Source organism: Rossellomorea sp. YZS02 (genome assembly GCF_033963925.1).
GTDB lineage: Bacteria > Bacillota > Bacilli > Bacillales > Bacillaceae_B > Rossellomorea.
In genome coordinates this window covers 88,489-101,176 of the sequence record NZ_JAXBLY010000002.1, presented here as the reverse complement: position 1 = coordinate 101,176, position 12,688 = coordinate 88,489, and the positions used below count along the sequence as shown (strand labels likewise).

At 44.1% G+C, this 12,688-nt stretch carries 8 protein-coding genes; 5 read left to right on the top strand and 3 right to left on the bottom strand.

Features of this window, described 5'->3' with window-relative positions:
• Positions 1 to 527 precede the first annotated feature (527 nt).
• Positions 528 to 4,241: a S8 family peptidase gene (locus SLH55_RS02710; protein WP_320322538.1), complete on the top strand. Its 3,714-nt coding sequence runs from the start codon at positions 528 to 530 to the stop codon at positions 4,239 to 4,241.
• A gap of 62 nt (positions 4,242 to 4,303) precedes the next feature.
• Here the strand turns inward: SLH55_RS02710 and SLH55_RS02705 are convergent, their stop codons facing one another.
• The gene (locus SLH55_RS02705) at positions 4,304 to 5,209 is read right to left on the bottom strand and encodes an ABC transporter ATP-binding protein (protein WP_320322537.1); all 906 of its coding nucleotides are present in this window, start codon (positions 5,207 to 5,209) and stop codon (positions 4,304 to 4,306) included.
• Entirely contained in the window at positions 5,210 to 5,899 is a 690-nt protein-coding gene (locus tag SLH55_RS02700) for an ABC transporter permease subunit (RefSeq protein WP_320322536.1), read from the bottom strand.
• A 170-nt stretch (positions 5,900 to 6,069) separates the two neighbouring features.
• Here SLH55_RS02700 and SLH55_RS02695 point away from each other — a divergent pair, with 170 nt between their 5' ends.
• From SLH55_RS02695 to SLH55_RS02685, 3 genes are all read left to right on the top strand, one after another.
• Entirely contained in the window at positions 6,070 to 6,786 is a 717-nt protein-coding gene (locus tag SLH55_RS02695; protein ID WP_320322535.1) for a response regulator transcription factor, read from the top strand.
• Entirely contained in the window at positions 6,773 to 8,464 is a 1,692-nt protein-coding gene (locus SLH55_RS02690) for a HAMP domain-containing sensor histidine kinase (protein WP_320322534.1), read from the top strand. The genes SLH55_RS02695 and SLH55_RS02690 overlap by 14 nt, the downstream gene beginning before the upstream one ends.
• Positions 8,465 to 9,109: 645 nt before the next feature.
• Positions 9,110 to 9,601, top strand: a complete 492-nt coding sequence (locus SLH55_RS02685; protein ID WP_320322533.1) for a GyrI-like domain-containing protein — start codon at positions 9,110 to 9,112, stop codon at positions 9,599 to 9,601.
• 59 nt (positions 9,602 to 9,660) lie between these two features.
• On the opposite strand, the gene SLH55_RS02680 is transcribed toward SLH55_RS02685, so the two are convergent.
• The gene (locus SLH55_RS02680; protein WP_320322532.1) at positions 9,661 to 10,566 is read right to left on the bottom strand and encodes a LysR family transcriptional regulator; all 906 of its coding nucleotides are present in this window, start codon (positions 10,564 to 10,566) and stop codon (positions 9,661 to 9,663) included.
• A 119-nt stretch (positions 10,567 to 10,685) separates the two neighbouring features.
• Here SLH55_RS02680 and SLH55_RS02675 point away from each other — a divergent pair, with 119 nt between their 5' ends.
• Positions 10,686 to 12,683: a YhgE/Pip domain-containing protein gene (locus SLH55_RS02675; RefSeq protein WP_320322531.1), complete on the top strand. Its 1,998-nt coding sequence runs from the start codon at positions 10,686 to 10,688 to the stop codon at positions 12,681 to 12,683.
• The last annotated feature ends 5 nt before the right edge of the window (positions 12,684 to 12,688 follow it).

Sequence of the window (12,688 nt, the reverse complement as noted above, 5' to 3'; positions counted from 1 at the left end):
ACTATAAGGGGGGAGGTAATTAGAATTGAAAAAAGAAATGCATCTGAGTATAAGAAAAATCTGGACTATCGATCTGATTGCTTTCGCGCTGAACCGGTCATAATGATCGATTATGCCGGTTCTCTTTATTTGTTCCTGAGAAGATTAGATTTTCTTAGTGGACATTTTTTTATGAAATATGTCAGGTGCTTCAGAAGGGAATATCAATGTTTACGAGGCTGATCATTCACTGTATACATCTGAACTGTGTCCAATGACATATGTATATTTCCCGTACCCTCTTTCCTCCAACTATATCGGGACTCCTTTCCTATAATATAACCCCCATTGAGAAGGGGATATGCAGAGCCTTACAATGCAAGTAACCACATAATCTTTCAAACTTCCAAGAGCAAGTCTTCAAAACTGGGACAACTCAGAATCTCTTTAACAGGAGGTGTAGACCGAACTACAAGTAGTGCTGTGAAGGACTACATACCATCTTCCATTATTTCATCCCTACAACTTAATAGAATAGGAGAATGTTCATGAAAAAGCTAAATGTGAAACCCCTGCTCGTCGGTTCAATCGCTGCAACGATGATATCAGGCTCTATGGTTCAGGTCGGAGCACAGGGGGTCCCTGGTAAAGAAGTTAATGCGGAACCGTCATCAGTAGATGTAAATGCGGCCATCAAGGGAGAGCATACGATCACCCTTATTACAGGTGATGTAGTGAAAGTCTCTATGCTCGACAATGGAAAACAGATCATCAATGTAGAGCAGGCAGATAAAAACGGTGATGGCGTCAGGGTGATGAAGATCAAGGATGAAACCTTCGTCTTCCCGAATTCAGCGATGCCTTATATGGCAGCCGGTAAGCTGGATGAGGATTTGTTTAATATTACAAAATTAATCGAATATGGCTATGATGACAAAAACACCGATTCCGTACCGGTCATCGTCGAGTACCAGGAAACGAAGGCGAGATCCATCTCGGCTGCTCCAAAGGGGTCAAAGAAAGTACGGGAGCTGGAAAGCATTAAGGGAGCTGCACTGGCAGCAGAGAAAAAGCAGGCAGACGTTTTCTGGAATGACGTGACGGTTCAAAGTGATGAAAAGCAAGCGGCATTAGAATTTAAAAACGGTGTAGACAAAATTTGGCTTGACGGCCGGGTAGAAGCGGCGCTCGATCAGAGTGTGCCGCAAATCGGTGCAGATGAGGCTTGGGAACAAGGGTATACGGGAGAAGGTGTCAAGGTGGCGGTCCTGGATACAGGGATCGATTCGGAACATCCGGATATTGACGGCCAAGTAGATGAGGCCATCAGCTTTGTACCTGGAGAAGAAGTAAAGGATGCCAACGGTCATGGAACCCATGTGGCCTCTACGGTGCTCGGGACTGGAGCGGGCGACGGGAAGCATAAAGGGGTTGCACCAGATGCCCGTTTGTTAGTAGGTAAGGTGTTGAGTGATCAAGGATATGGACAGGATTCCTGGATCATCGACGGTATGGAATGGGCATCCGATCATGCCAAGATCGTTAACATGAGTCTTGGAAGTGATATGCCGAGTGACGGTACGGATCCGATGGCGGAAGCCGTGAATCGACTGTCAGAAGAAAATGGAACCCTATTCGTTATTGCTGCCGGTAATAGAGGGGGAGAAGGGACGATCGGTTCTCCAGGAGCGGCAGATTCAGCATTAACGGTTGGAGCTGTGGATAAATCGGACAAATTGGCATATTTCTCTTCCAAGGGGCCAAGATATGGAGATATGGGATTGAAGCCGGATCTTTCAGCGCCTGGTGTCGGAATTGTAGCTGCACGCTCTCAATATTCAAGCGGGGAGGGATTGTATAAAAGCTTAAATGGTACATCAATGGCTACACCCCATGTTGCGGGTGCTGCTGCGATATTAGCAGAGAAACATCCTGAATGGGATGGGGAAACATTGAAACAGGCTTTAATGAATACGACCAAGAAACTTGATGGGTATCAGCCTTATCACGTGGGAACAGGGCGTGTGGACCTACCGGCAGCACTTGATGCGGATGTAAGAGCGACAGAATCCGTATCATTCGGCTTCTTCAAATGGCCGCATGATGAGGCTCAACCTGTTGAAAAGGTGGTCACTTACACTAACGACAGCGAGGAGGAAGTGACGCTCGCATTAGAGGCCACTTTTACGAATGCGGAAGGAAAAGAAGCTCCTGGCGGTATGCTGACTCTATCTCAGGATACAGTGACGATACCAGCAGGTGGAAAAATGGATGTCAACGTGACCCTCGATTCCACACTTGGTGAAGCGGGCTCCCGCTACCAGGGGTTCCTGACAGCGAAGGCAGACGGAACAGAGCTTGTCCGGACGACGATGGCCATGATCAAGGAGGAAGAGCGTTATCCACTTACCCTGAATGCAACCGATCGTGATGGGGAGAAAGGACTTGCTTATGTAGTGCTGTTTAGTGAAAAGATGGAGCCTGAAGCGGTTGCTGTCGATGGAACTCTCGAGCTTCGCTTGCCGCCTGGCACGTATTCGGCTATGTCATTGATGGATGTGGATGTCGATACAGATCATGCTGGTGTGGCTCTTGTCGGAGATCCGGAAGTGAAACTGGATGGACCGAGGACGGTTGAGCTTGATGCACGTAAAGCCAAGGAAATCAAAGCGGTCGTGCCGAAGAAAACCGAAGCGAACTATACGCGACTGGAATATCATCAAACCATTGGAGATATGCCGATGACAAGTCTTTATTTAATGCCTGTCTGGATTGATAAAATGTATGCTGTACCAACGAAAAAACCGAAAAGTGGGTATTTTGAGCAGCTGACCCGCTGGCGTCTGACGAAACCGGCATTGACGATTGATTTCAAAGGGAAGGAATTGGATGATATCCCATTTGCGGGTAGTACGAGGTTGGATGGGAAGTATAATCTGTCCACAGTTTATGCTGGTAAAGGGAGCGCTACTGACTTTGACCGCCTCAAAGCGAAAGGGAAAGCTGTGGTGGTCGATCGTAATGCAGAAGTGAGCGTGTCCCAGCAGGCGACGAATGCTGCCGCTGCGGAAGCGAAACTCTTGATCGTGGTAAACAGTGAAGACAAGGAATTCAGTGTGTATGCTGGAACGGCAGACTATACGGATAACCCGGTAGCCGTTGCAGGTATTAGTAAAAGTGAAGGAGACAGGCTTGTTAAAGCGGTTCGCTCAGGAAACGTAAAATTGAAGGTAGAAGGAACAGTCGATTCCCCATACCTCTATGATTTAATGGATGTGCATGAAGGCTCGATCCCGAAAGATTTGACCTATGAGCCAAAAGGAAAAGAACTGGCGAAGATCGAAACAAACTACACATCACCTGTTGAAACCGATGGAGGGGAATTCCGTTATGATCTCCGTCCACATACCTTTAGAGCTGTAGGTTTCTTACAAAAAGTATCATTGCCAAGCGCCCGTACTGAATACGTATCTGCGATCGAAGGTACAGGTTGGTATCATCAGGCAAACGTCCTCGATGAGACCTGGCAGGTGAGACAACCGCTGATGACATATGATGGAGGAGAGAAAATCTCTGAGAACTGGTTCTCACCAGTCGTTCGTCCAAGTCTTGGAGATGGATACTGGCCTCCGAGAAGACAGGGTAACTCGCTTCAAATCAATGTTCCTGCATGGGCTGACGGTGGGAAAGGGAACACCGGCGGGACGGATTGGGATGTTTCAAACGAAAACCAAACCACCCAGTTATATAAAGGAGATACGTTACTGAAAGAAGGGAAAGGGCAGGCCTTGAATGTTTGGGATATCTTACCGCAAGAACGCACTCAATACCGATTCGTCACAGATGCGAAACGGGATGAGAACCGCTGGAATACCTCCACACGCACACACACGGAGTGGACGTTCTGGACTGAAGCAACAGAGAATTGGATGGAAGACCTGCCATTCCTGATCCTTAATTATAAGGTGGATACAGATGTGAACGGAGACGCCCTTTTGAATCGTCCAACCGAACTCGAACTTACTGTTGATAAAGTTGAGGGCGCAATTGGTTATGGAAATGTAAAAGGTGCAGCTTTAGAAGTGTCCTTTAATGAAGGGAAGTCATGGAAGAAAGTGAAGCTTGAGCGGGACGGAGATACGTTCAAAGCTGTCATCCATAATCCTAAAAATGCCAAGAGTGTCTCATTGAAAGCAAGTGCCTGGGATGATGAGGGGAATAAGATCAGTCAGGAGATTGTGAAGGCTTATGGATTGAGATAGCGAGAATGATAGGAGAAGATGCCGGGGGTATGGGCATCTTCTTTTTTTATAGCATTAAATGGCTATGCCTCTAAGAACATTTCTTCCAGAGAAGGTTCTTCCACTTCTACCCTCAATATATCTACTTTTATTATATTTAAAGCTCGGATAATATCCGCAATCTTTTTCTCAGAAGAAACACACATTGTGAAATGATTGTCGGCTGATTCTAAATCGGTGCCGGTCGAATCAAGCCATTGATAGAGATTCGTTTTTTCATCGACTGGAATAGCGGAGTGCTTTACTTTTACTGTAATCGTTGATCGGTAATATGCTCTTAATTCATCGATGGTGCCGATTTGAACGATTTCTCCTTCCTTCATGATGGCCATTCTAGTGCAAATCTTTTCTACTTCGTCTAAATTATGGGACGTCATAAAAATGGTCTTTCCACACGATTGCAATTGTTGTATCAGTTTTTGGATCATAATGACGGATTCGGCATCCAGTCCTGACGTGGGTTCATCCAGGAAGATCAATTCCGGGTCGTGAATGATAGCCAGGGCAATGCCGAGCTTCTTCTTCATTCCAAAAGAAAACTTAGAGGTTTTTTTATTGGCGTGCTTTTCCAGCCCCACTTTCTTCAAGGTGTCCATGCACTGTGATTTCGTTACAGGTTTTCCTGACAGAGCAGACAATAGTCGTAAATGCCTGATTGGGGATAGGGAAGAATAAAACGTTACATAATCAGGCATTACCCCAATCCGCTGCTTTACTTTATCATGGGTTCCTTTCTCTCCGAAAAGGAAGTACTCCCCCGAAGTAGGGTGTATGATTCCGGTGAGAGTATTGATGAACGTGGATTTACCTGCCCCGTTCTTTCCTAAGAAACCAAATACCTCCCCTCTCTTTACATCCAGGGTAATACCTTTTACTACATCATTTTTTCCATAAGATTTCGTTATTTGATGTGTTTCGATGACATTCATTTAACATTCCCTCTTTCTAAACAGTAAGTGAGTAAATCCGACCAACATTCCAGCAAGCAACAGGATGACGAGAAATGTCAGGTCTTCCCGGTTTAGATAATAATAAGGATTGAAGAACTTCATCCAGCTGAACCAATCATTGGATGTGAGGGTGAGCCAGAACGATAGTGCCGGGAACAATAATCCCAGGATGACTCCAAGAAACATCGTTAAAGCGGGTTTCGGGATCAGAATGGAAATGAAAAGGGTTAATGCGATTTGATAAGCAAGCAAGCTCATCATCTGAGAGAATATAAACAGATCGAATCGATGAGAAAAAATCAGGATAATGATGTGAGATACCGTTATACATACAAACCAAAATGAAAAGATGCCTATGAATTTCCCTATAACGATCGAGGTCCTTGATGTTCGTGAAACGAGGAATCTCATCGTGCGTTCATGTAATTCCCTGTTTAATGAATCGTGAGAAAGTCCCATGATGAATAACTGCCCAAACAATACGACAAGCACCAATAATCCAAAGACATGGATGTCTTCGGTTTCCTTTGCTGTGAGATCTATCCCACTTACCAACAAGGTTGAAAATTTCGCTGAATAATAGGATGTAATCAAGAGTAGAGCGATAATAATCAGCGACTTCACTCCTGTAAACAATTGAAGAAATTCTTTCTTAGCTATTACGTACATTTATTTCCCCATCCTTTTTATGTGTCATTTCTTTCTTCCGTTCTATCGACCATTATAACGCTCAAATCTTAATCTCAATGAAAGACAACCTTAATTTTTCCTTAATTATTAAAATTTGTTAAATGGGGTGATATGATATGAGGGAGAACAGAGAGAACAGGAGATAGAACATGAATGAACCGAGACTTTTGATTGTGGATGATGAATCTGCCCTTATCCATATGCTTGAAACCATTTTGAAGAAAGAGGGTTTCAAGCATATTGATACTTCACATTCAGCTGAGGGTGCCCTGGACCTATGTAAAAAAAATACATACGATCTTCTATTATTGGATGTCATGCTTCCGAATCGGAGCGGCTTTGATATTTGTCCATTACTAAGGGAGTATACGGATGCCGCCATCATTTTTCTGACAGCCAGATCTTCTGATTTGGATAAATTATCGGGGTTCGCGCTGGGAGCGGATGATTATATTACGAAACCTTTCAACCCGCTCGAGGTCGTTGCTAGAGTTAAAGTTCATTTAAGGCGGCAAAATGCTACGCCACCAAGTTCAGATCAGAACACATACCGATGTGGACCGATTGTAATCAATACTGGTTCAGGAGAAGTATCGGTGAACGGGAAGAGAGCTGATTTACCGGCACAGGTATACCAGTTATTGTTATTCTTCTGTAAACATCCGAATCAGCTATTCAGTAAAGGCCAGCTTTATGAAAATGTGTGGGGGAGTGACTACCTTGGGGAAGAAAACACTGTAATGGTCCATATCCGCAAACTTCGTGAAAAGATTGAAAGCAATCCGAGCAATCCCAAGCATCTTGTTACTGTGAGAGGGCTCGGGTATAAGCTGCTATCAAACGGAGACAGTCATGAACATTCATAAGCGGTTTATGGTCCATTTCTTCGGACAACTTCTATTATCGGTATCGTTGTTGGGAGCATTCGCCTGTACCTTGTTCGCAACAATTGGTTTTGTTGTTATGGAAGAAGAAATAAAGGATGATCTCTCCAGCGCAGAAAGTCATTTTTTTGCAGGTGAAATAGAGGTGAAAGAGGGAAAACTACTTTTAAAAGAGGAGTTAAAGTCATTGGTGCGTAAGCAAAACGGGTGGCTGGTCGTCTATAATTCCGCTGGAGATCCGGTAGCCTCCTATTTAACTCCAAAATTTACGGAGAAAGAGATTCTCAAACAAGAGTCAAGCGATGACTACCATTATTGGAATACTGAACTGTCGGACTCACAGTCGTATACGCTTTTGTTTGGAAAGCATCATCCAACCGAGAAATTGATTCAACAAGCAAAAGAAAATATAGAATGGAGTCGGGGAATGCTTTCTTTCTCAGCAAACACCATTCAAATAATGGAGAAAGAAAAAGGGTGGTCACAGCTAGTCGACTCCAATGGGAAGGTAATCGATGCATTCAATGCTGAAGATGAACCAGCCTCCTATTCATATAGAAATCTGATCAGGATGAAAAATAATAAAAATGTCTCTACATTCACAGACGAAAGTTCAGATAGGACGCTGCTTGTTGGTACCCAAATCCCTCATCCATCCCCGACACCGGATGCTAAAACCCTAAGTGCATTTAGTAATGGTGGTTTTATAGTATTATTGATCATTCTTTCTTTTTTACTTATCGCCACGCTATTACATGCGAGGAAGTTTGGAGTGCCTTTGCTTACTATGATGAAATGGATTCAGAACTTAAGTGACGGGATATATGAAGAGCCGCTTGATGGTTACGACCGCCCGATTATGTCGAGGAAGAATGGAAGGCTCAAGCGGAAATATAGATTTTACAAAGATTTCATCGCCAATCTTAGCTATTTGACAGAAATTCTCCGACAAAATAAGCATCATGAGAAACAAATGGTTGTTACACGGGAAGAATGGATCAGTGGAATTTCACATGACTTGAAGACCCCTCTCTCCTCCATATCGGGGTATGCACATATGCTTCGATCAGATACATATAGTTGGACGGAAGATGAAATAAGGAAGTTTGCAGCCATAATCACTGAGAAATCGGAATTTATGAAAGAACTTCTAGACGATTTAACCTTGACATATCGCCTGAAAAACCATGCACTTCCCATTTCAAAGGAAAGAACTGAAATGAATGAAGTCCTGCGCAGGACAGTCATACAGTTTATCAACAATCAAGACAACAAGGATAAGCAATTATCATACAAGCCGTTAGGTACTATGTTATATGCTGAAGTCGATCGGAAATGGTTTCAGCGCATCCTTGATAATGTTCTGTCCAATGCCGTCAAATACAATCCAGTTGGTACGGAAATCGTCGTGTCACTTCGCTCCATAGAAAATCAGCTGATGGTCATCACGATCAAGGATGATGGTAAGGGGATGGATAATGAATCCCTGAATAAACTGTTTCAACGGTACTATCGTGGAACTAGTACCACAGAAAGGACCAGTGGATCGGGGTTGGGAATGGCGATCACCAAGCAGTTAATCGAGTTGCATGGTGGCTCCATCAACGTCACCAGTGTTCCTGGGAGGGGTACGAAGGTAAGGATTATGGTTCCGATGTGATATGAGGTTTGAAGGTTATGGGGAATGGGAGAATTATTGAAACTTTTTCTATTTTAATCAGTATAAAAGGGTTGACTATATGTATTTATGGAGGTGTGGAATAATTGAAGGTTAGTATAGTTAGAAGCTTGTCAGAGACAGGTTTAAATAAAAAAGTAAATCAACTTTTGGGGGATAAGAAGGTCTAAGTCATAGATATTAAATTTTCACTGACTATTTTCGACTGTGAAGCGCTCGTTATGTATAATGAGAAGGATTCAGTGGGGTGAGTAGCTTTACTGTCTTAATGGGACTCTATTGATGGAAAGAGGGTTTAGATGAATAACCGGTTCAGTCGTATTTTCTTCTTTCCGGCTTTGGTGGGGAAATGGATTCAGAAAAGGCTGGGAAAAGGGAGAAAAGGAATGATCAGTTATATAATCTTCTATTTTATAGTAACAGGTCTTCTTTTTATCATAACGAATAAAGCAGATACTTTTTTTGTTGATCAACTGTTTTATTTCTTCAATACCTATTTACTTTTGGGTATGTATTACGTCATTTTTTATTATTGGAAGATATAAAAAATGATGAAAAAGAAAGAGAAATCATTGATGAAAATATAGCTCTTATAACTTACCATGCTCAAGGAGGAGAAAATGCTTAATGAAATCTGAAATTGTAAAGATCCAATCCAAAAAGTTACTCGGAAAATCCAAAGTCATGTCCCTCTCGGAGGATTCGACGAAGGAACTCTGGCAAAGCTTCATGCCACACCGGAAGGCTATTTCTCATCGTGTAGATGAGATGCTTTATAATATGAAAATATTTGAACCAGGTTTCGATGTAAAGCAATTAAGCCCTGTGACTCCATTTCGTAAATGGGCAGCAGTAGAGGTGGAGTCATTTGAAAGCAGACTCGAAGGAATGGAGATTCACACCCTGAAAGGCGGACTATACGCAAAATTCCTTCACCATGGACCCGCCAGCACCTTCCACAAAACCCTGGAATACATCCACACCGAGTGGATGCCAGAATCAGAATATCAACTCGACGACCGCGAACACTTCGAACGCTTCGACGAACACTACAACCCTGCCGATCCCAGCTCCGTAGAAGAGGTATGGATCCCAATCCGAAGAGGGACGGACCTATGATTTTGAGGTGAAACCCAGTAGGGACGGGCCTTCATTTGCGAAAATGAAGGTCCGTCCCTTTAAAGTTGAGTCAGTTTCATGCCAATGGTGCGGAAGTAGTTGAGCATGAATGGGTGGAATTGTTTGGCGGTTTTGGTGAAGTGTCTTCTTTTGGAGTAGCCGAGTCCGATGGTGCGTTGACAGGTTGGCGTGTTGATCCTGATTTTGTGTGGGAAGGGTGTTCGGCGGTTCATCCATGAGATGGCGGGAATGAAGGCGATGCCAAGACCTTGCCTGACCAGGTCCCCGATGACGCCGGGTTCATCTCCTTCGAAGGAAATCAGGGGTGAGAACCCTGCCTGCAGACAGATTTCATCTGTCAGGTTTCTCAGGCCGTAGCCGGTGTTCATGCTGATGAACGCTTCATCCTTCACTTCGATCAGATCGATTTCCTCTCTGTCCTCCAGCCAATGACCAGGAGGGACGATGAGGAAGATCTCCTCCGTCATCAACGGCTCCCAAACAATTTCATCATCCCCTTGATCCACTGGAATGGAGGAAATGCAGTAATCCACTTCACCATTCTTTAACTGCTCCTTCATTTTCGACATGGAGTGGACAAATTGTTGGAACCGGACGTGGGGATTTTCCTTCAAGAACGATCCGACGAGTTCTGGAAGGACCCTTGGGATCGTCACAGCCATCCGGATGGTATTCTCCTCGAGGTTGATCGCTTCCCTAATCTCTCTTTTTCCTTCATAGATTTCCATGAATATGCGCTCCACCCGGTTAAGGAACAATTCCCCGAAGCGATTCAGTTTGATCTGTCGATGTTGTCTCTCAAATAAAGGGACTCCCAGGTCTTCTTCCAAGCGGGCAATCGTTTTGCTTAGGGAGGGTTGAGCAATCCTTAGTTCCTCCGCAGCCCTGGTCATATGCTCTAAACGGGCGACGGTCTGGAAGTAATGCAACTGTTGCAACTCCATATCATCCTATCCTTTCATAGACTGAAAGCTATATGTGTATAACCTATTATATATTATACATTATCATTTTAACCACGTATGATAATTGAATGTAAATGATTAAAAGAAGGAGTTTGTTTATGAAAGGATTCGCACTAATACTACAAGATTTAAAGGCGATGGTTAGCCATAAGCACAGAAGAATCGCCCTCGGGTTTCTTCTTTTAGTTCCATTAATCTATTCTGGATTATTCCTGTCAGGCTACTGGAATCCATACGGCAAGCTTGAACAATTACCTGTTGCCATCGTCAATGAAGATGAGGGAGCCATCATGGAGGATGAACCGATAGAGGCGGGGAAAGATTTTGTAAAGGAACTGAAAAAGTCAGAAGATCTGAATTTCAAGTTCGTTTCCACTGCTAAAGCCAAAGAAGGTCTTAAAGAAGGAACATACTATATGATCGTTACGATTCCAGAAGACTTCTCGGAAAAGGTGAGCACCCTGATGGACGAACATCCCGAGCCTGCCGAACTTCTGTATAAGGACAACCCTGGTAAAAACTTCGTAGCCTCTCAAATTAGTTCCAGTGCTACAGAAAAAATGAAGAGTAAGCTGTCAGATACCATTTCCAAATCCTACGCGGACGGCGTTTTTTCCAAGTTTGAAGAAATGGGGAAGGGATTAACGAAAGCAAGTGACGGGGCAAGTAGTCTGCATAATGGAATTAAAGATGAAAAGGCAGGAATGAATACTCTTTCAGCTGGGATCAACGGACTCGGAGAAGGTTCCGAAAAGCTTCAAGCTGGAAGTGAAAAACTGTCAGCCGGAGCAGGTTCCCTTGAGAGTGGCCTCCAGCATCTACATTCAAGTTCTGTGCAATTAGCCGGTGGAATGAAGAGCCTCACGCAAGCAGGTGAGCAAATGAATACGGGCACTGAACAACTCACGGATAAAACAAACAAGCTCGCTGGTGCAGAGGTTCAGCTCCAACAGCAACAATCAGAAGCAAATGTTACGGCGGAGAAGCTGTCGAGTCAGATTCAAACGTATAAGGAATCCCATCCAGAGGTGAAAGATGATCCTGAATTCAAACGCATTCAAGAGCTTTCGGATAAACTAACAGCTTCTACATCGGAGCTTGAAAACGGACAATCGGAACTTCATCAGCAAACAGAACAGCTAGCGGGTGGACAGAGTCAGCTGTATGCAGGGTTCTCCCGGTTCACAGACAAACTGAACCAGGCATCCGAAGGAGCTTCTGAACTAGCTACAGGTTCCAAAGCGGTCTCTTCAGGCTTTACTGACTGGAACAAGGGATTCACAACCCTGACTGCCGGGATCGATTCTTTATCAACTGGAAGTGACAAGCTTTCTTCAGGGGTCAGTGCTTTAAATCAGGGACTGACAGATCTTGAATCCGGTTCAGGGGAATTATCGACGAAGCTCGCCGATGCAGCAGAAAAAACATCAGAGGTTCATTCAACGAATGAGTTATCGTCCATGTTCTCAGATCCAGTACATCTCGTGAAATCCAATGTATCCAAGGTGCCGAACTATGGAACCGGAATCGCACCATACTTCTTGTCATTAGCCCTTTACGTAGGTGGGATCATGGCGGCGAATATACTGCCCCTTGGCAGACGTAATGATCTTCGCGTGAATGGTACAACTCATTTCATCAATAAATTGGGATTGGTGTTTGCCATCGGATCTATCCAGGCACTCATCGTCGACGCGGTCCTTCTCTTTGGATTCCATTTAGAAGTCGTGAATATACCGTTGTTTATTCTATCGAGTATCATTGTTTCTTTCACATTCATGACCTTTATCTTCATGTTGATTACCGTATTCGGATTCGTCGGGAAGTTTCTGGCTGTTACCTTCCTCGTCCTGCAGCTGGCGACATGTGGAGGGACATTCCCTAGGGACTTGAATACGCCGATACTGCGCATCATCGGGGAGAATTTACCGATGGCCCATTCGTTAAGCAGCTTCCAGGAGGTCATTACATTAGGTGACTTCACTCAGCTTGCGCATCAGTTATGGGTATTGTTTGCCTATTTGGCTGTGGCTGGCGGAATCGCCTGGTTCACCACTCATATGCAGCATGCGAAAACGGTTGAAGTAGCAAAATGATCATA

Coding starts and splice junctions, on each gene's coding strand:
- SLH55_RS02710 (WP_320322538.1), top strand. CDS start 528: ATGAAAAAGCTAAATGTGAAACCCCTGCTCGTCGGTTCAATCGCTGCA.
- SLH55_RS02705 (WP_320322537.1), bottom strand. CDS start 5,209: ATGAATGTCATCGAAACACATCAAATAACGAAATCTTATGGAAAAAAT.
- SLH55_RS02700 (WP_320322536.1), bottom strand. CDS start 5,899: ATGTACGTAATAGCTAAGAAAGAATTTCTTCAATTGTTTACAGGAGTG.
- SLH55_RS02695 (WP_320322535.1), top strand. CDS start 6,070: ATGAATGAACCGAGACTTTTGATTGTGGATGATGAATCTGCCCTTATC.
- SLH55_RS02690 (WP_320322534.1), top strand. CDS start 6,773: ATGAACATTCATAAGCGGTTTATGGTCCATTTCTTCGGACAACTTCTA.
- SLH55_RS02685 (WP_320322533.1), top strand. CDS start 9,110: ATGAAATCTGAAATTGTAAAGATCCAATCCAAAAAGTTACTCGGAAAA.
- SLH55_RS02680 (WP_320322532.1), bottom strand. CDS start 10,566: ATGGAGTTGCAACAGTTGCATTACTTCCAGACCGTCGCCCGTTTAGAG.
- SLH55_RS02675 (WP_320322531.1), top strand. CDS start 10,686: ATGAAAGGATTCGCACTAATACTACAAGATTTAAAGGCGATGGTTAGC.